Below are 17,719 nucleotides of genomic sequence, written 5' to 3'. Positions count from 1 at the left end.
CTTGAAGTTTATTGGGTATACAACACTTTCCAGTCCCGGTACGCCAGACCATCATTCAGCGGTTTCATACTGACCACATTTTCGGCCACCCCGTTCATGACCATTATCCGCTCCACCCCGGTAAACCAGTCTTCTCCTGCGGCTAACGGAAACCACAGATTACTGTTAAGCCCGCTCAGCAGGTCATCGCCGCAAAAATGCACTCCCCGCCCCTGTCTCGTCTCGCACCCGGTGACAACCACTTCCGCCCGCACGCTGTCATGACGCACCGGTGCGCCGTCGTCCACTGCCCTGAATCCGTTTCCTGCCCGCATGTTTTATCTCCTGTCGTGATACGCCGCCGCTAACCTTCCGCGACGGCCTTCCGTGCATGCTGCACCTGCCTGTTTCTTCAGACCGCAGGCGGCAGTGCTCCCGGATAGTGACGCGCCACTGGGGCGGCCCCGAGAAACACCAGACAGTAGATGTATCTTAAAATAAGAGATAGGCTTAAACATATGTCTAATACTGGTTCTAATTTTGAGATGACAGGAATACTGTTAGGACAAGAGCTCCGTAAACGTAAGACTCCTCAGGAGAAGATCGCCCTTATCCGGCAAACCATGGAGCCGGGAATGACCGTCTCCCATGTTGCTCGTTTGCATGGAATTCAACCCAGCCAGCTCTTTAAGTGGAAGAAGCAGTATCTGGAAGGTAGCCTGACAGCGGTAGCCGCCGGAGAAGAAGTGGTTCCGGCATCAGAGCTGTCTGCCGCAAATAAGCAGATCCGTGAGCTTCAGCGCCTTCTGGGTAAGAAGACGATGGAAGTTGAGATCCTGAAAGAAGCAGTGGAGTACGTCCAGGCCCGAAAATGGATAGCGCATGCGCCCTTGTTGCCAAAGGACAAGGAATAGCCCAGGTCAGCAGCATTATGGGTGTGTCGCGTGCGCAGTTATCACTGCGGGTTCACCGTTCTGCTGACTGGCAGGACGGTCGCACCCTCCGGCGAGACGAGGAAGCGGATGCAGAGGTCCTGTCGCGCATCCTTGGTATCATCAGCGATATGCCCAGTTATGGCTATCGTCGGGTGTGGGGGATAATGCGCAGACAGCTTCGCGATGAAGGACTTCCCCCGGTGAATGCCAAACGGGTTTACCGTGTGATGAGCGAGCATAATCTGTTGTTGCTGCATGACAAACCACAACGGCCTCAGCGCGAACATAACGGTAAAATCGCGGTAGCAGAGAGCAACCAGCGCTGGTGCTCAGACGGCTTCGAGTTCGGGTGTGACGACGGCGAAAAGCTGCGTGTGACGTTCGCGCTGGACTGCTGCGACAGAGAGGCCATAGACTGGGCAGCGAGCACCGGCGGCTATGACAGCGAAACCGTGCAGGATGTGATGCTGGGAGCCGTGGAGAAGCGCTTCGGAGCAACGCTCCCGGACAAGCCGGTACAGTGGCTGACGGACAACGGTTCGGCGTATACTGCGCATGACACGCGCAAGTTCGCCACAGAGCTGAATCTGGAAGCCTGCACAACAGCAGTGAGCAGCCCACAAAGTAACGGCATGGCCGAACGGTTCGTAAAAACGATGAAGGAAGACTACATCGCGTTCATGCCAAAACCGAATGTGCGAACGGCGCTGCAGAACCTTGCTGCGGCGTTCAACCATTACAATGAAAACCATCCGCACAGCGCGCTGAGATACCATTCCCCGAGGGAATACCGGCGTCTGCGGGCATCGTTAACTTAAGATACAAAAGCTGTCTGGTGATGGCGGGTCAAGATCAGATAGTGACGCGCCACAATCTCATTCACCCTGTCCACCAGGTCAGGGCGGGTGAAGGTGATGTGTGCAGTGCCTTTCAGAAAAGCCTTTATCGTGAACCATTCGCAGGTAAACACTCTGCCCACATTCGATACCCCGGCGGCGATAAACTCACTGAACCTCGCGCCTTCTGACACCCGAAAATCCGGCACAGTTTCACCGGCCAGCAGCCAGAACGGACGCGCAAGGTCACTGAGCCTGTCCTGCGCATGACGCCGGACGAGCACACAGCGCCGTGATGTGGTCGAATAATCAGGACACTAAACTTACATCCAAAACGGAGGTGTTTAGTGAACCAGAAACGAAGATTTACCCCTGAGTTTAAAAAGGAAGCGGTTGCTCTGGTGACGGAGCAGGACTACACGGTGGCCAGAGCGGCTGCCTCGCTGGGGATTAGGCTGTGTCCCTTAATTGCATAACCTCTGGTAAAACAGGCGGATGCAGCCCAGTTTTACCATTGACAGATAATTCCTTGCCGTTTTGTCGTAACGCGTGGCAATGCGACGGTATTCTTTCAGACGGCCAAAGCACCGCTCAACAACGTTCCGATTGCGGTAGGCATCACGATCGAGCTTTGAACGACCATCCGCCGCCATTTTTTCATTGGATTTTCGGGGGATGACCGTTTTTATACCTCTCTTTTTCAGCTTGTTACGTAATACATGCCCGGAGTAAGCCTTGTCAGCCAGCACCGCATGACCACGACGCTTCATGCTGCCGTTCTGGCGCTGAACACCAATACCGTCCAGAAGACGTAGTGCAAACTGACTTTCATGAGCCTGACCGGGACTCAACACGATGTTTAACGGGAGACCGCTTGCGTCTGTCGCCAGATGGATTTTGGTGCCAAAACCACCGCGAGAGCGACCCAGACCGTTATCTCCGGCGATATCGGGATGTTTTTTTGCGCGCCGGCGGCACACCTGAGCGCCCTGATATTGCTGCCATCCAACGCAGTCGCGGACCAGTCCACAAGGCCATGGGCATCGAGTAATGAAAGTAACTTATTGAAAATAATGTTAATAATTCCGGATTTTGACCATCGGTTAAAACGGTTATAAACGGTTTTCCATGGGCCGTATTTCTCAGGTAAGTCTCGCCATGGGGCACCGGAGCACAACACCCAGAACATGCCATTGATAATCATACGATGTTCAGCCCATGGGCGACCGGCCTGAGGTGTTGCTGGTTGAGCAGGTAATAAGGGCTGGATGATAGCCCATGCTTCATCGGGAAGGTCGTAACGAGCCATAGTTAAAAATGATGAGGAAACAGCCGGTTAGTATAACTCATGGGATTAAGGGACACAGCCTAGCTCTAAAACCCTGCATACCTGGGTCACGCTGGCCCGGGAGCAGCATAACAGGGTGCTCAGCGATGATGAGCGGGCCGAGCTAAAACAGTTACGAAAAGAAAACAGAGAGTTACGCCTTGAGAAAGAGATACTAAAAAAGGCGAGTGCCTTCTTTGCGAAGCATATGTCGTGAGGTACCGGTTTATCCTCGACAATGCCGCTGATTTCAGCGTTCGCCTGCTCTGCCGGGTCATGCGGGTGACGGTCTCTGCATGGTATGCATGGCGGAAAAAGTCCGCTGAGCCGCCGGAAGACGATGCGGGACTCCGGGTCAGGCTAAAAGCGCTGTTCACCGCCAGCAGACAGGGGGCGGGAAGCCGGACGCTGGTCAAAAAGCTTCGTGAAGAAGGCATAACAGTCACCCGCTGGCGGGTGATAAGGCTCATGCAGGAGGAAGGTCTGGAATGCCGCCAGCGCCGGGCTTATAAAGTGACGACAAAGCCCCGGGCAGGAGCAGAAGTAGCCCCGAACCTGCTGAACCAGAACTTTACCCCTCCGGGGCCGAATCAGGTGTGGGTGAGCGACATCACGTATCTTAAGACCGGCGAAGGCTGGCTGTATCTGGCGGCGATAATGGACCTGTACTCCCGGCGGATAGTGGGCTGGCACGTGGATAAGCGAATGACCTCGTCACTGGTCTGCCGGGCGCTGATGCAGGCATATAACCTGCGCAATCCGCCCCGAGGTCTGGTGGTCCATACAGACAGGGGGTCACAGTATACCGGCCATTGCTTCCAGCGGCAGTTAAGCAGTTACGGCCTGAGGAGCAGCATGGGAGACGTCGGCGCCTGCTGGGATAATGCGGTGATGGAGCGCTTCTGGGGAAGTCTGAAACATGAATGGCTGCTGCTTGTGCCACAGCCAACGCGGGCGGGCATGAAACAGGATGTGGCAGCGTATATGCGCTACTACAACCTTGAGCGAAACCATGCAGCCAGTGGTGAGCTGTCGCCCGTGCACTATGAGCGAATGACTGAGAAAAAAGTGTCCTGATTTATTGACCAGAACACCGGTCACCGCCGAAAACATCCAGCACGCCTTCCAGAATGATTTTCTTCCCCAGACAGCAGGGATTATTCGTTCTGTAATCCCATGACAGGGCACGGAACACATCGATGATACCCTGTTCGAACGTGTCCCCTTTTGTCATACTGAGGTGCCGGAATGTCGCCAGCACATTGTCAGGGGTGACTTCCGGGCAGGCGTCGCTGTACAGTTCCGCATCCCATTTTTTACGCTGCGCGGCGCTCATCAGCGTAAACATACCGGTATCGTTCATCAGCCTGTTCCAGATGTCATGGTCAGCACAGCGGGCTACCTGTCGCCGGATTTGCTCTGCGTCCCGCTCACTGCGACCTGCGAGACCGGCACTGACGATATCCGCCAGCCCCATGAACCCGTCCCTGCCCGCAGCCCCGGCGAACAGGCGCTGCGCCTCCTGAATCTGCGCCAGTCCGGCCATAAAAGCCGTTATTCCGGCGGTACGCTGTGCAATGATGTGGTCAACCGCCACTGAGGGGATGATGTGTCACCGGTTGTGCCTGCGGTGTTCAGGTCGGCGCAAAGTGTGGTGCTGTTCTGCATGATTTTCTCCTTCTGTATTGCCGCCCCACAACGGGGCGGCTCACCTGTCAGTTAAACGCGCGTTTCAGTTCCAGCGAGCGGAGCACCTGCCCCAGCTCACCGCCGGTCATGGCCGGGATATGCACCCGGCGTTGTTTGCGGTGACATTTCGCAATGTGCCGCCCGAACGCCCGCAGTGCCGGGTCGAGCGAGGGGGCGGGAATATCCGGATGCACCACGCGCGGATGCCGCCGGGGGTTTACAGATGATTCAGAAGGTGTGAGAATTGAAACCGACATATGGTCTCTCCATCATATTGTTAACGTATCCGGAGATATCGTTCGTGCGATAAATCCGGGGTGGATTAAGCAGGCTTAAGCCTGCTTTTTTCATTTCCTGAACAGGTTAAATTCCTCCTTAATGCGCGTTTTAATCTGCGCATGGCTCAGGTGGCACACATCCCGCAGCCGGTAATAACGCGCACCGTTACGGGCGTAAATTTCGGTCACGCTCCCGCAGGTCATTTCTGCCATCATGAAAGTTTCCCATTCGCCGTTTTCGCTGGTTGACCAGTTGAGCGGGTACATCAGCCCCAGCGCGTCGTGAAAGGCGTGAACGTCGGTTTCGGTGGGGGCTTTCACCGCGGCTTTCTCGCGACTCAGCCAGTATTCGCGCTCTGCTTCAGCTGTAGCCTGCATTCCCGGATGGACTGATAATTCGTTCAGGTGTAAGTGCATGTGCTTCTCCCTTGTGGGTGCCCGCTCTTCTTTTCCACATGCCCGCAGGCTCTTCTGCTCGCTAATCGCGCGGGCCAGACGGTTTTCACCCCATCTTTCGGTAGATTCTTTGGTGGCGGTTTTGACGTTGACGTTTTGTGTGTTCATTCTGCTTTTCCTCTGGTCTGGTGGTTAATCCATCTCTCGGTGAGTTCCCTGGCGGCAAAGGGCAAAGGAGCAACGTCGCAAGGAGGAGAGCAAGGGGCGGAGACAAAAAGTTTTTGCGGCCTCTGGCAAAAAGTTTTTGGCGGAGTTCATTTCACCCCTTGAATGACGACGCGGCGGTGCTACGACCAGCCCTTCGCCGGGGAACGGACGAGAGATGACTCACCAGGGGACAGGATGAGAATGAACACACCCGACACGGCGGAACGGCGTGGCGTCCTCAGAGTGCCGGCAGCTTTTCGCCGGCAGGGTGAAAGCGGCGCATCCTGACAAGGATGCAGCAAGCGGGAATTTGAATTTGCGTCAGGACGGACGCCCGAAGGGCAGAGACAGCCTGCTGGCTCTGTTCACGACGGCCGTGTCACGTGAGGGACGACGCCCGGGGCGACAGTCAGTGAATTCACCATAAAGGATAAATACCGGAAGAGATAAACAGCAGGATACCGATACCGGGGAAGCAGAGTAAAACGGGCGGGCGGACAGAGAGAGGCCGCGCGTCAGCGCAGCCTGTTTTTCTCAGCCCCGTTCCCGGAGGGAACGGCCTGTTCCGTCCGTTCGCGGGCACAGTGGCCCGGCAGGAAAAAGGGGCTACCGGCGAACCGGCAACCCCTTCATAAAGGCGCTTCAGGCATGTCAGACTCATACAGCCCTGATAAGGCGAGGTTTCCCCCGCCTCCAGGTTGCTACTTACCGCTGGATTCGTAAGCCATCAGAGCCGCCACCTCCCTGACTCCGTCCCGGTACCGGATTTCGCACAGCGATTTCCGGGTCAGATACGTGAATATTAACAGTGTTAAACACACTATCAGTACACACCAGAGCAGGGTGCTGCGTGGCAGTTTCATGGTTTACTCCTCCTTGCATTACGCACGGTAAGAGGCCATACTGGTGTTGTCTAGACATACAGTGGGCCTCGTGGTTAATGAAAATTAACTTCGGGGCTTTCTGCTTTCTGCCTCACAACACGGCAACAAACCACCTTCACGTCATGAGGCAAAAAGCCTCAAGCGCCATCGCCATTATACCGTATCCGCGTACCTTCTGACCAGGATCCTTCTGCATTTCCGGGTGTTACGGGCAAAGCCGCGCAGGATTTTTCAGCCGACCGGCCCTCAGCGAAGGTCGTCCGTAATGTCATACGGAGGGACGTTGTTTCGAGACATCCGCGCCCGTTTGTCAGGCGGGGAACACCGCAACTGCCATCGCCTGAATGCGGGCAGCAGCTCCGGCGCATCAAACTCGCCAGCCCAGCGCCGGTACCAGCCGTTAACGGTTTCCGGCGACTGACAATGCAGTTCCGCCACCGCCTGTTGCAGCAGATTCTGTCGCCGCAGCCAGTGATGCTGAATCGCCCTTTTCTCCCTGCGCTTTTCACGGGCAGATACCCTGTCCCGGCGGGCCATCCTGCGTGCGTCGCGGATATGGCGGCGTTGATGGCACGACCCGCACGTCACTTCCTGCCGCAACGCCCGCGAAATGATATCATCATGGCGGATATCCGGCGGTTTCCCGGTCTGTCCGAGAGGGCGCAGGGCGGTATCCGGCGTTCTCCGAAAGCGGGGGACACATCGCGCCACGACCGTTTCTGTCAGCCCGTGCAGCAGAACGCGCAGAAATGTACATACCGGCGACATCGCCGGCAGCCGCCCCCCACGACTGCCGGTCTCTTTCACGGACAGGACTGCCTGCCGGGCAGACGTCAGAGTAACCGGAGAAGACAATGAAGGGGTCACCGTGCGCCCTCCATTGCCAGAACGCCGATAATGCTGGCCTGACTGTAGCCATCCGCATCGAGACGCGCGGTCAGACTGAGCGTGTGTGAAATCACCTCCGGCGACCAGCCAGACAGGGTATTAATGACAGAAAACGGACGACCGCTGGCAGGGATAAACACCACCCTCCATGAGGACGAGATATCGCCGGGACTGCATACGGCGAGATGGAAGTTGCCGTGAGACGGCGTGAAGCGAACCTGTACCGGAAAAAAGCCTCCGAATTCACTGCGGTATTCCCCGTTCATATCCCAGCCATCAGGGCAGGTCAAATCGCGCATGACAGCATGGGTCAGTTCGCGGCACAAATCTTCCCCCGCTTCGCGCCAGTCTTCGTATTCACGGGGGGTCATGGTTGTCAGGACATCGGGTGTAATAACATTGCGCATCTTCGTCTCCTTGTCTCGCCGCCCCGCAGGGCGGCGTCTCCGTTATCAGGCAGCGTGTGAGGTCGGTTCGTCCGTCTCCGGGGCGGTTTGTGTCGTCTCCGGTTTTGCGGCATCCGGTGACTGTATCCAGCCCGGCACCCAGCGGGTGCCGGAGAGGCTGCGCTCTGCAAGGGACGCCGCTTCCCCCTTTTTCAGTTTCGCGGCGTCTGCGGCGGCGGCGTCCTGTCCGGCTTCCTGTAACGCCGCCACAATCTGGTTTTTACTGAGCAGGCCGAGGAAGTTATCCGCTGTCGGCTGCCACCAGTCGCGCAGATGAAATCCGACCGCCTTCTCCACACCCTCAAGGTCGCTGCGGCGGGTGTGTCCGTATTCGCGGGTCTGGACGCCATCCACGGAACAGGCGGTACAGAAGGCCATCAGTGACATCAGGGTCTGTCCGTCGAGGGCAAAGAAGAGGGTAAAATCTTTCTTCCAGCCTTCCGGCAGCAGGGCTTCCAGACGGGTTTTCTCCTGCATCAGTGACTGCCACGCCAGCCCCTCCTGTCCGGTCGGGGCCTCACGGGTCAGGCCGCTGTGGTGGACTTCGAGGCCCATCGCAAACGGGTGCCGGGTGAGGGTCGCGTTACTGAACACACAACTGCACAGCCGCCAGACCATCAGGGCCACGGCTTTCTGTGGCTGCCTGACCAGTTCCGCCTGTACCGCCAGTGTTCTTTCGGAGGACATTTTTTTCAGCAACGGCACGCTGATACCTTCTGCCGCATCCGGCGTGCTGCGGGCAACCCCATGCAGGGAAGCCGGAGCACCTGTACTTTCCTGTCCGTCAGCAGCCGACTCCGGCACCTTCTTCTGTACCCCGCGCACAATGCAGATTTCACCGTTAAAGAGACAGGCCACGACGCCACTGTCTGCTTTCTGTTCGGCAGTCCATTCACGATGAACCGCCTGACTTTCTGTTTCGTCAATCAGCATCTGAATGGCGTCTTCATCCTCGCAGGTTTCCGTTGTTTCGAGTGTGGCGTACAACCCGTCGAGGCGCTGTTGTTCATCCGGGGTGTACTGTGGTTCAGGCACCGGAAGCAGGCGGTAATTGTCCCGGTCTTCGCCGTAGTTCCGCAGGGGGAGTTCCCGCGCCAGTGACCACGACCACCCTTCCTGCCGTTCGGTTGCCAGTGCGGCGGACGCCAGTTTCTCCATAACCAGACGGTCTACCAGCGCCCCGTCCGCCGTCCCGTCCCCCTCATGGGCGCTGAACAAGTCCTCACGCACCACACCCCCTGCGGCCTCATACGCTTCCCGCCCGATAAACACAAACCGGGAGTGGGTCACAGCAATTTCTGTGTCCGTGATGGCCCGCTTCAGCAAATGTGCCGGAGCGCTGCCGTATGCGGCCTTCACCTGCGCATAAACCTGAACCTGACGCGCCGGGTCGTTCTCCAGACTCAGGGCCTGACACTGCTCCACATCGAGTTTGTTCTCTGCCAGCAGGGCCATCAGTTCCGGAGCGAGATTTGCCAGCTTCAGCATCCGCTGAACGTGACGGGCGCTGTATCCCAGCAGGTCACCCGTCTGCCCCGGAGTATTCCCCTGCTCCGACAACGTGCGGAACCCGCTGATTTGCTCCGCCGGATGCATCGCCACCCGCTGGTTGTTCTCCACCATTGAGGCCACCACCGCCAGTTCGTCGCTGACGCGTTTGACGATAACCGTATACCCGGCACCGATGCGCTGTTCACTGAGCAACAGTTGCAGGGCCGCAAGACGACGCCCACCTGCCGCGACGCCAGACAGACCGTCCGGCAGCGAGTGAACCACCAGATTCTGGATCAGGCCGACCGTCATGATGGAATCGGCCATTTCCCGGACGCTCTCTGCCGGGTACGGAATGAGGCGGACGTTCAGCGGGGATTTGACCAGCGCCGACAGCGGCACCATCTCAATCTGTGCGGCCTCAAGTGCCGCCTTCAGGGCAGCGGATTCGGAATTTTCTACAGTTCTTTTGTTGGTTTTAACCGGAGATTTTGCTTTAGACTCGGTCACTGACATAATTGATACTCCTTCTGGTTATTGATGATTGTCTGCCGGACAGGCCCAACTGTCCGGCACCTCTTACTGCTCTGTTTTCGCCTTTCTCCGTTGTGTTGCCTTTAAACCCCGTCACCCGTTGAGTTTCGGGAGCCGCGGTGTTGACGTTTTGCGGGAACCTGCTGTTTTGTTCCCGGAGGTCATGCCTTCACCCGTTTGAGAACCTTCGCCGCAGGGGCGTAAACCCGCGCGGGCGATGGCGGCTGTCCGGGGCGCGGTTTACCGCGTGCCATTTACCCTGGACTGCCGCCAGCGACTGTGCCTGTCTCAGCCCCGGCGACAGGGACTGAAACGGGTGATACGGCAGCGGAAGCGGACATGAGCGGGGACCCGCCGCAACGTCGGGGCGCGGCACGCGAAACGGCGTTGCCCCTTACGCCCCGGCGTCAGTTTGCCGGGGGGCATAAAGCGCAGGTCACGGCGCGTAAAAGGGCGGCGTATCCGTTCACGGATACTGCAGGCCTGCCGTTGACGTCAGCCTTCAGACACAAGCGCCAGCCCGAAACCGTCTGCGGGTTCGGCGTAGCCTGGCGGGTGCGGAGCAGCCGCCCGGCGAAGTGTGGCTGACGACTGAGCCGCGCCAGCGGGTCAGGAGCCGAAGGAGGCACCGGGCTCGGGTCGTGAGAAAGGGACTACGGAAGACAAAAAACAGCAGGAGAAAGCATCAGACCAGAAGACCTTTCAGCCAGGAAGCCGGTACACGGCACACCTGACAGAGTGGCAGTGGCGGCGCGTCAGCGCAGCCACGCCACCGCGCCGCAGGCAGGTTTTCGGCGGGCTGTCAGGCGGGGTAAAGGTGACGGAAAAACAAGGGGTATTCCTCGCCATCACCGGCACGGCTCATGGGGGAGTGTTTCAGTACGTTGTGTGGTTTTCACCGGCGGGTTTCCCCGCCGTGTGGTATTCAGAGACGGAAAACATACCCGTCATGGAAAACATAATCACTGCTGAATAAATCCCGCGCAAACGCCTCATAATCGAAATAGACGCGCAATGATTCGGGCACCTCGCTTAACAGGCCGTTATCCTCCACAAAGCCATAAGCAAAATCTGCCTCGCTTTCGGCTTCGCCGCAGTACGCCTCATCAAAGGCGTCATAATCACATTCGCCGGTATACGCCGCCCAGGCCACAAACGCGGCGGCGCGTCCTTCGTCCTGCGCCTGCCGGAACGCCTCAATATATGCCCGGTCTATCGACGATTCAGAGGCAAACTGTGACGGGATACCCTCAATGTCCTGAAACATCAGTTCGGGGTCATACTCCCCCGCGTGCAGCGCCCGGCAGGCTTTATAAAATGCGTCTTCTTCGTCGAAATCCGTTAAATCAAACCATTTGCCATAAAGGCTGCCGCAGTTGTACCGGTGATACGTACCCACCCAGACAGCAGGAACGGTGATTGATGAGTTCATTGTTTCTTCTCCCTGCGGGGCGGCGCTGCCGCCCCGGTCGTTAATCAGTCAAGAGCGGCACGAATGGCGGCAGATTCAGGATGAAATACGATATGATCCCACAGCTGGGCATCACGCAGCATATACAGCCGGGTCAGCGCGGCGTGGCCGCAGTCATGGTGTATCCAGCAGCGGCGACTGATGGCCAGGGAAGTCAGGATGATCCCGGCCGCTTCCGCGCTCACGGTGCGATCAAACCAGTTTTCGCCATTGACCATTTGCACCCGTCCGCAGTCGGGCATCATGTAGCCGCCGCCCTCCGGTAAGCGGATGAAATGCCAGAAACCGCCTTCATAATCCGGGATCAGCTTTCTCGCCAGCGCATAAACCTGTAACTCTGCGAGCATGAAATCATTGCCGAACAGGTACGGCAGGAAGGACAGGCGGTCGGACTCTTCAACATTCAGGACAGGGCGTGTGTTCACATACTGCATGGTAAAACCTCCGTAATCACAGGGACTGCGACACCGGGCGGTGCCGTGCCGACACGACAGCCCGGCGGAAAGCGGAAGATGCAGGGGCGACACCGGAGGCCGCAGCGCAGATAAAGCGCGAAGCCGGTCTGGACGGTTTTCGAGCGAAACCTGAGCGAGAAAACGACGGGAAGAACGGCGAGCATCATAAAAAAACTGCGACCGGGCGAGGATGGCGGCGTCAGCGAACCCTTGCATCTGCAGCGGCCGGGCTAAAGTGAAGGCACGGCACAGCCCGCACACGACACGGCGATAACAGAGGAGGTTTTTCACCCGTAAGGCCCGGAACCCGGGCCGGGTGGACGCGGAGCCGGCACGGTGACATCCTTATCGCACCGGACCTCCGGCGATGGCAGGCAGACAAGGGAGGGTCTCCCCTCCCCCACTGTTCCGGCGTGTCACGCCTGAGTTCTGACGGCGCGGGCCTCGCTCACCACGTACCGTAATACGCAGCGATCAAGCCAGCGGCGGGCCGGATCGCCCGGAAAACGGAGCATGTCAGTGATAACGTCTGCGCCCTCTATGTTTTCCTCCCGCTCGTTAACCAGCGTGAGCAGGACCGGGCAGAAACGCGCATCGCGCAGCAGGATGGCGTCGAGAACCTGATCCAGCCTGTCGGTCTCGCTTTCGTCCAGCCCGTTGTCATGATCGTACTCGTCGGCCAGCAGCCGCCAGTCACCGATACGCCTCTCCATCAGGCGCGGGGCGGAGGACGGTTGCAGGGCAGCGGCAAGGCGTTGCGCATCCCGGCGCACGATTTCCGCTATCTGGTCTGCTGAGGCTTTCAGAAAGGCCAGCAGGTCGTCACATTCCGCCGCCGTCAGCCACTCCTGCGCGTAGGGCAGCCGGATAACCTGACAGTCAGCCAGCCGTTCGGGGTGCAGATATGCCTTCGCCGGAAAGAGATGCAGACGCGCGGGGGTTCCCGCCAGTCGCCGGGCGCTGGCGGTTAACAACTCCGCCCGGCCATACGTGAGAGGCTGGCAAAGGTGCGTCGTCAGCGCCAGGATTTGCGCGGCATCAAGCGAGCCGCAGGCGGCCAGCCAGCCGGGAACGGTGTCCGGTGCAACCGGTGTCATATCAATGGGATCGGGCCAGCCAGCCTGACGTAGCAGGCGGTCGCCGTGGCGCAGGATGAGCGCGTTAAGGGTTTCATTTCTCATGTTTTGTTCCTGATCCGGTTGATGGCCCCGCAGCGCTGGCGGGGCGGGTGCGTTAAGCGGCCAGTTGCTGCCTGAGCCAGTTGATATCTGCCAGCGCGTCGGCGACGGTTGGATACTGCTGGCAGACCAGCGGCCAGACCCGCGCATCCTCCTCGCTGAGCGCCTGCCCGGCGATACAGGTCAGTTTCGCCAGCATACCGGCAGGGACAGTGACGCGGCGGGTGCTCTCCTGAATGCCCGCATACAGCGCCTGAACGGTGCAAAATGACACGCCTTCTTCGGCATGGTCGCCGGTGCCTGCCTGTCCGATGAGTTCGAGCACAATGTGGGCTTCGTCTTCCGTCATGTTCTCCACCTGGGCCATCACGTCCTCTTTCGTCCAGACCAGCAGGGCGTAACGTTCTTCGTCGCCGAACATGCGTTTCAGTTTCTTGTTGAGTTCTTTACGGGTGCCGTACAGCATGGTGTTTTCTCCGTGATTCAGTGGGGCGGCCTCGCCGCCCGGGGTTCAGTCCTGAAAACTTTCATCGAGCATCAGGGCTTCGTTGTAAGCCTCATTCAGCAGGGTGTTGATGCGTCGCAGGCTCTGCCCGGCCAGCCGTTCAGTCAGTCCTTCATGCCGCCAGTGATAACGGTCTTCCAGCACTTTGAGGGTGGTACGCAGGTCGCACATGCTGTTGACCAGTGCCGCCACCTCGCGGCGAAGGGCTTCGTGTCCGTCGTAGTTCATCAGGCGGCCTCCGGCATCCACTCTTCGTTCGCCGCCGGGGTGTTGACGGCGCGGCGCATCGCGGCCAGCCGTTCGGCCCCTTTCCGGTGGTACTGCTCCAGCATTTCGATGCCGATATAGCGGCGTCCGGCGCGGTATGCGGCGACGCAGGTCGAGCCGCTGCCGGCAAACGGGTCGAGGACAATCGCCCCCGGGGCACTGAATGACTCAATCAGCGGCTGTAGCGCTTCCACCGGCTTCTGGGTCGGATGCAGCGGATTACCCGTGTACGGGAAAGGCAGCACGTCCGGCAGCGGTTTTTCAGGCGGCACCGGGCGGCCTTTGGCGAGCACGTAGGCCCCTTCATGGCGGTAATCCACAAACCCGCGACGCCCCTTCGCGCTGCGGCGGTTGGAGGCATAGGTTTTGGTGAACACAATCTGCCCCACCGCGTAGAACCCCGCCGCTTTCCACGCCGCCATAAAGCGGTCAACGCGGTTCCAGCCGTAGAAGCTGACCATCAGCGCGTCTTTTTTCAGCACGCGGTACATCTCAAGGGTGGCAGGCTCCAGCCATTCATCGGTGACGTCGCCGGCAATCTGGCGGCCTGAACGATCCTTAAAGCCGACGAGGTAAGGCGGATCGGTCACAATAAGGTCAACGGCACGGTCGGGAAATCCGCGCATCACGTCAGTACAGTCCCCGAGAATGAATCTGGACATGGCAGCACTCCTGTAGTCAGAGGGGGCAGGAGGCATCACCGCGATACCGTTCCCTGCCGCACGCTGCCTGTTCATCGCGTCCGGTCACGGGTCAGGCCGACTGTGGAATATCGCAGCCGTCAGTCTGTTCGACGGCGAGAATATGCCGCAAAAGCGGCTTGAAGGGCGTTCCTTAGAATGGCGAGGGACTGGCGTAAACTGTCAACGACGCCGGGCCGGAGCGGAAAAGCCGCCCGTCCCGTACCAGACCGGACGCGAGACACTGGCAGCGTGCGGCAGTCTCATTCCCCGCGACGCCGTCGCGGATAAAAGCGGAGCCGGGATGAGGCGACAACCTTTGCCGGGGTAAAAAAACCGGGCAGAACGCCCGGTCAGGAAAAGGTCAGCGGGTGATATCCCGCCAGTCATCGCCCCACTCGTCGCTGACGACTGGCGCCTCCGGCTTACCGAAGACACGCCAGGTGTCGAGGAACTTCAGACCGTGCAGGATACGGGTCTCCAGGTCATCGAGCGGAATGATGCTGTTAAACCAGACGTCGCCGTCCGGATACAACCACCTGTGCCCGTCACCGGCACATCTGTCCACAATGCATCTGTTTAACCCTGTGGATAACCTGAAGGCAGGCTGCGGAGAGCCACGGAAAGACAGGCGTCACAACGACTGTTCCTTTTTTGAACAGCCGGAAGGGAATAATCAGCGGTGCCGGGATGTATCCCCGGCCACAGACAGGCCGATATACACGCCTGCGCCCCAGATAACCTGCGACAGAACAAAAACCCACTGCGGGACGTCGAACACCAGAAGCGGGAGCAGGCAGAGGGTCACGGTCAGTATCAGCCGGCTGCCGAATTTTCTGCGTACCGGTTCACGGCTGTCGACGGGAACGCCGGCAAACCGGAGAACATTTCTGAAGCCGGGTGACATAAAGCGCTCCTCGGGGAAAAAAACACATCGGATATCTGTATATGACAGGATACCTGCGCCTGCGCAGTCCTGACACCCGCTTTTCCGCCACTCGCTCTTTTCGCCATGACAGCAGGGGATCAGCACAGACCTGCATAAAGAGGCTTGCAAATTCTGCCGAACGGAAAAATAATAGCTGTACATCCATACAGTAATGAGGTGCATCATGTTACAGATTTCCGTTCGTTTTTCTCCGGAGCAGGTGAAAGCCATGCGCAGCGGTACCTTTGCCGCACTGCAGCAGGAAATTGAGCGCCGCCTGACACCACGCTACCCTCAACTTTGGCTGAATATCGGGAAAAGCTCGCAGACTGCGCTGGATGTCAGCGGCGCACGCAGCGACCAGGAAAAGTCAGACATCATGAACATGCTCGAAGCCATCTGGCAGGACGACACATGGCTGCCGGAATGAGTCGCAGGGAGCCCCTGTTTGACCCGGAGGCGGTGTTCACGCTTCCGGCCGCCCCCTCTTCCCTGCAGATGCCCCTGTTTGCGGATGCCTGTGCGGCGGGTTTCCCGAGCCCTGCCGGGGATTATATTGAGCAGGAGCTCGATTTAAACAGCCTGTGCATACGTCACCCTGCCGCGACCTACTTTTTACGCGCCAGCGGGGAAAGCATGAAAGACCTCGGTCTGTATGACGGCGACATTCTGGTGGTGGACCGGGCGGAAACCGCCGTGGACGGCGACGTGGTGATTGCGGAGGTGGACGGCGGATTTACCGTGAAGCGGCTGCGCCTGCACCCCCGCCCCGCCCTGGAGCCGATGAATCCCGCTTATCCGACGCTCTGGCCGGAAGAACTCACCCTGTTCGGGGTGGTGATGCACTTCATTCACCGTACCCGGGCCCGCCTGTAAGGAGTGCAGGTATGTTTGCCCTGGCTGATGTGAACAGCTTCTATGCCAGCTGCGAGAAAGTGTTTCGCCCGGACCTGCGCGACAGGCCGGTGGTAGTGCTCAGCAACAATGACGGCTGCGTCATCGCACGCAGCAGGGAGTCAAAAATGCTGAAAATCCCGATGGGCGCCCCCTGGTTTAAGGTGAAGGCGCTGGCGGAAAAGCACAACGTGGCGGTGTTCTCCAGCAATTATTCGCTTTATCACAGTATGTCAGAACGCGTGATGCGCTGTCTTGAGGACCTGTCACCGCGCGTGGAGCAGTACAGTATTGATGAGATGTTCCTCGACATCGCCGGCATCGACAACTGCATCGCCTTTGAGGATTTCGGTCGTCAGCTGCGTGAGCATGTTCTCCGCCATACCGCACTGACCATCGGCGTCGGGATGGGCCCCACGAAAACACTGGCAAAATCCGCCCAGTGGGCGTCAAAAGAATGGCCGCAATTTGGCGGCGTACTGGCATTAACGGCAGGAAATCGCCGCAGGACGGAGAAACTGCTCTCGCTGCAGCCGGTGGAGGAAATCTGGGGCGTCGGACGCCGCATCGGGAAGAAACTGAACACGATGGGCATCACCACAGCGCTGCAGCTGGCGCGCGCGGATCCGGCCTTCATCAGAAAAAACTTTAACGTGGTGCAGGAGAGAACGGTCCGGGAGCTGAACGGAGAGGCCTGTATTTCGCTGGAAGAAGCCCCTCCCCCGAAACAGCAGATTGTCTGCAGCCGGAGTTTTGGTGAACGCATCACGGAATATGACGCGATGCGCCAGGCGGTCTGCCAGTACGCGGAGCGGGCGGCTGAAAAGCTGCGCGGTGAGCGGCAGTTCTGCAGGCATATCGCCGTGTTTGTAAAAACGTCACCGTTCGCTGTGAGCGAACCGTATTATGGAAATCTGGCCAGCGAGAAGCGGCAGACCCCCACGCAGGACACCCGGGACATTATTGCCGCAGCCGTCAGGGCACTGGACCGGATTTGGGTGGATGGCCACCGTTATGCAAAAGCGGGTTGCATGCTCAATGATTTCACGCCTACCGGGGTTTCGCAGCTTAACCTGTTCGATGATATTCAGCCCAGAAGCAACAGTAGCCAGCTGATGAAGGTTCTCGACGGTATTAACCACTCAGGGCTGGGGAAAGTGTGGTTTGCGGGACGAGGTATCGCTCCTGACTGGCAGATGAAAAGAGAAATGCTATCACCGGTGTACACAACCCGCTGGAATGAGCTACCGGTAGCCCGCTTCTGATCGCACTTGACCCTCATGTCAGTAAACTCCCGCCATGCTTATAGAGGAACACTAGGTGTCGGGACGCAGGATTATCAGCGTACAGATTGTTGCGTTATCAATGCACGGCTGGTGCAGGCATGCAGTCCATGAGTAGCATCAGAAATAATTTTAAACTAATATTCAAACAGTATTAAAACAATGCAA

At 58.4% G+C, this 17,719-nt stretch carries 24 protein-coding genes and 3 pseudogenes; 7 read left to right on the top strand and 20 right to left on the bottom strand.

What is annotated here, in order from left to right; genetic code table 11:
* Positions 1 to 8: 8 nt before the first annotated feature.
* A complete protein-coding gene (locus tag AC1M2H_RS29600) occupies positions 9 to 314 on the bottom strand; it encodes a hypothetical protein (protein WP_480152123.1) in 306 nt (101 codons plus the stop codon).
* A gap of 210 nt (positions 315 to 524) precedes the next feature.
* Between AC1M2H_RS29600 and AC1M2H_RS29595 the strand changes: the two genes are divergently transcribed.
* A protein-coding gene (locus tag AC1M2H_RS29595; protein ID WP_480152137.1) for an IS3 family transposase occupies positions 525 to 1,732 on the top strand; the annotation gives its coding sequence in 2 pieces (ribosomal slippage) (positions 525 to 846 and positions 846 to 1,732; 1,209 coding nt in all).
* On the opposite strand, the gene AC1M2H_RS29590 is transcribed toward AC1M2H_RS29595, so the two are convergent.
* Positions 1,729 to 2,034, bottom strand: a complete 306-nt coding sequence (locus AC1M2H_RS29590; RefSeq protein ID WP_480152122.1) for a DUF4942 domain-containing protein — start codon at positions 2,032 to 2,034, stop codon at positions 1,729 to 1,731. The two genes, AC1M2H_RS29595 and AC1M2H_RS29590, sit on opposite strands and share 4 nt — an antisense overlap.
* Before the next feature lie 63 nt (positions 2,035 to 2,097).
* On the opposite strand from AC1M2H_RS29590, the gene AC1M2H_RS29585 reads away from it, so the two are divergent.
* Complete coding sequence (locus tag AC1M2H_RS29585; RefSeq protein ID WP_480152121.1) at positions 2,098 to 2,226, top strand: transposase; 129 nt, start codon at positions 2,098 to 2,100, stop codon at positions 2,224 to 2,226.
* Here the strand turns inward: AC1M2H_RS29585 and AC1M2H_RS29580 are convergent.
* Positions 2,215 to 3,059, bottom strand: a protein-coding gene (locus AC1M2H_RS29580) for an IS5 family transposase (protein ID WP_480152120.1) whose coding sequence is annotated in 2 segments (ribosomal slippage) — positions 2,215 to 2,714 and positions 2,714 to 3,059 — 846 coding nt in all. Because the reading frame shifts where the segments join, the coding sequence is not laid out codon by codon here. The genes AC1M2H_RS29585 and AC1M2H_RS29580 overlap by 12 nt on opposite strands.
* A gap of 207 nt (positions 3,060 to 3,266) precedes the next feature.
* On the opposite strand from AC1M2H_RS29580, the pseudogene AC1M2H_RS29575 reads away from it, so the two are divergent.
* Positions 3,267 to 4,154: pseudogene (locus tag AC1M2H_RS29575) on the top strand (IS3 family transposase); the annotation flags it as partial.
* 1 nt (position 4,155) lies between these two features.
* Here the strand turns inward: AC1M2H_RS29575 and AC1M2H_RS29570 are convergent.
* On the bottom strand, positions 4,156 to 4,440 hold the full coding sequence (locus AC1M2H_RS29570; protein ID WP_480152119.1) for a DUF4942 domain-containing protein: 285 nt from the start codon (positions 4,438 to 4,440) through the stop codon (positions 4,156 to 4,158).
* 18 nt (positions 4,441 to 4,458) lie between these two features.
* On the opposite strand from AC1M2H_RS29570, the gene AC1M2H_RS29565 reads away from it, so the two are divergent.
* Positions 4,459 to 4,677, top strand: a complete 219-nt coding sequence (locus tag AC1M2H_RS29565; protein ID WP_480152118.1) for a hypothetical protein — start codon at positions 4,459 to 4,461, stop codon at positions 4,675 to 4,677.
* 115 nt (positions 4,678 to 4,792) lie between these two features.
* Here the strand turns inward: AC1M2H_RS29565 and AC1M2H_RS29560 are convergent, their stop codons facing one another.
* The 16 genes and pseudogenes from AC1M2H_RS29560 to AC1M2H_RS29485 all read right to left on the bottom strand — a co-directional run bounded on the left by AC1M2H_RS29560 (position 4,793) and on the right by AC1M2H_RS29485 (position 15,353).
* Positions 4,793 to 5,023: a hypothetical protein gene (locus AC1M2H_RS29560; RefSeq protein ID WP_480152117.1), complete on the bottom strand. Its 231-nt coding sequence runs from the start codon at positions 5,021 to 5,023 to the stop codon at positions 4,793 to 4,795.
* 90 nt (positions 5,024 to 5,113) lie between these two features.
* Positions 5,114 to 5,461: a hypothetical protein gene (locus AC1M2H_RS29555; protein WP_480152136.1), complete on the bottom strand. Its 348-nt coding sequence runs from the start codon at positions 5,459 to 5,461 to the stop codon at positions 5,114 to 5,116.
* Between the two features lie 887 nt (positions 5,462 to 6,348).
* Positions 6,349 to 6,471: a type I toxin-antitoxin system Hok family toxin gene (locus tag AC1M2H_RS29550; RefSeq protein WP_480152135.1), complete on the bottom strand. Its 123-nt coding sequence runs from the start codon at positions 6,469 to 6,471 to the stop codon at positions 6,349 to 6,351.
* Positions 6,416 to 6,529, bottom strand: a pseudogene (locus AC1M2H_RS29545) (DUF5431 family protein); the annotation flags it as partial. The gene AC1M2H_RS29550 and the pseudogene AC1M2H_RS29545, both read right to left, overlap by 56 nt.
* 248 nt (positions 6,530 to 6,777) lie before the next feature.
* Complete coding sequence (locus AC1M2H_RS29540; RefSeq protein WP_480152116.1) at positions 6,778 to 7,398, bottom strand: plasmid SOS inhibition protein A; 621 nt, start codon at positions 7,396 to 7,398, stop codon at positions 6,778 to 6,780.
* Complete coding sequence (gene psiB, locus AC1M2H_RS29535; protein WP_480152115.1) at positions 7,395 to 7,826, bottom strand: conjugation system SOS inhibitor PsiB; 432 nt, start codon at positions 7,824 to 7,826, stop codon at positions 7,395 to 7,397. Before psiB ends, AC1M2H_RS29540 begins: the two co-directional genes overlap by 4 nt.
* 45 nt (positions 7,827 to 7,871) lie before the next feature.
* Positions 7,872 to 9,872, bottom strand: coding sequence for a ParB/RepB/Spo0J family partition protein (locus AC1M2H_RS29530; RefSeq protein WP_480152114.1), 2,001 nt, complete (start codon positions 9,870 to 9,872; stop codon positions 7,872 to 7,874).
* 943 nt (positions 9,873 to 10,815) lie between these two features.
* Positions 10,816 to 11,322: an antirestriction protein ArdA gene (locus AC1M2H_RS29525; protein ID WP_480152113.1), complete on the bottom strand. Its 507-nt coding sequence runs from the start codon at positions 11,320 to 11,322 to the stop codon at positions 10,816 to 10,818.
* 44 nt (positions 11,323 to 11,366) lie between these two features.
* Positions 11,367 to 11,795 carry an antirestriction protein gene (locus AC1M2H_RS29520; protein ID WP_480152134.1) on the bottom strand — a complete coding sequence of 143 codons (429 nt, stop codon included), beginning with the start codon at positions 11,793 to 11,795 and terminating at the stop codon, positions 11,367 to 11,369.
* A gap of 437 nt (positions 11,796 to 12,232) precedes the next feature.
* On the bottom strand, positions 12,233 to 12,997 hold the full coding sequence (locus AC1M2H_RS29515) for a hypothetical protein (protein WP_480149784.1): 765 nt from the start codon (positions 12,995 to 12,997) through the stop codon (positions 12,233 to 12,235).
* A 52-nt stretch (positions 12,998 to 13,049) separates the two neighbouring features.
* On the bottom strand, positions 13,050 to 13,460 hold the full coding sequence (locus AC1M2H_RS29510; RefSeq protein WP_480149783.1) for a DUF1380 family protein: 411 nt from the start codon (positions 13,458 to 13,460) through the stop codon (positions 13,050 to 13,052).
* A 45-nt stretch (positions 13,461 to 13,505) separates the two neighbouring features.
* Positions 13,506 to 13,727, bottom strand: coding sequence for a hypothetical protein (locus AC1M2H_RS29505; RefSeq protein WP_480152112.1), 222 nt, complete (start codon positions 13,725 to 13,727; stop codon positions 13,506 to 13,508).
* Positions 13,727 to 14,428, bottom strand: a complete 702-nt coding sequence (locus AC1M2H_RS29500; protein ID WP_480152111.1) for a DNA methylase — start codon at positions 14,426 to 14,428, stop codon at positions 13,727 to 13,729. Before AC1M2H_RS29500 ends, AC1M2H_RS29505 begins: the two co-directional genes overlap by 1 nt.
* Before the next feature lie 71 nt (positions 14,429 to 14,499).
* Positions 14,500 to 14,762 (bottom strand): annotated as a pseudogene (locus AC1M2H_RS29495) (hypothetical protein).
* Between the two features lie 48 nt (positions 14,763 to 14,810).
* Complete coding sequence (locus tag AC1M2H_RS29490; RefSeq protein ID WP_480152110.1) at positions 14,811 to 15,014, bottom strand: hypothetical protein; 204 nt, start codon at positions 15,012 to 15,014, stop codon at positions 14,811 to 14,813.
* A gap of 108 nt (positions 15,015 to 15,122) precedes the next feature.
* The gene (locus AC1M2H_RS29485) at positions 15,123 to 15,353 is read right to left on the bottom strand and encodes a hypothetical protein (protein ID WP_480152133.1); all 231 of its coding nucleotides are present in this window, start codon (positions 15,351 to 15,353) and stop codon (positions 15,123 to 15,125) included.
* 205 nt (positions 15,354 to 15,558) lie between these two features.
* On the opposite strand from AC1M2H_RS29485, the gene AC1M2H_RS29480 reads away from it, so the two are divergent.
* The 3 genes from AC1M2H_RS29480 to AC1M2H_RS29470 are packed head-to-tail and all read left to right on the top strand — an operon-like array spanning position 15,559 to position 17,533.
* On the top strand, positions 15,559 to 15,804 hold the full coding sequence (locus AC1M2H_RS29480) for a DinI-like family protein (RefSeq protein ID WP_480152109.1): 246 nt from the start codon (positions 15,559 to 15,561) through the stop codon (positions 15,802 to 15,804).
* Positions 15,801 to 16,250, top strand: a complete 450-nt coding sequence (gene umuD / locus AC1M2H_RS29475) for a translesion error-prone DNA polymerase V autoproteolytic subunit (RefSeq protein WP_480152108.1) — start codon at positions 15,801 to 15,803, stop codon at positions 16,248 to 16,250. The genes AC1M2H_RS29480 and umuD overlap by 4 nt, the downstream gene beginning before the upstream one ends.
* Before the next feature lie 11 nt (positions 16,251 to 16,261).
* The gene (locus tag AC1M2H_RS29470; RefSeq protein WP_480152107.1) at positions 16,262 to 17,533 is read left to right on the top strand and encodes a Y-family DNA polymerase; all 1,272 of its coding nucleotides are present in this window, start codon (positions 16,262 to 16,264) and stop codon (positions 17,531 to 17,533) included.
* The last annotated feature ends 186 nt before the right edge of the window (positions 17,534 to 17,719 follow it).

This window comes from Klebsiella sp. F11 (genome assembly GCF_056712265.1).
This window is presented reverse-complemented; position numbering and strand designations above follow the sequence as displayed.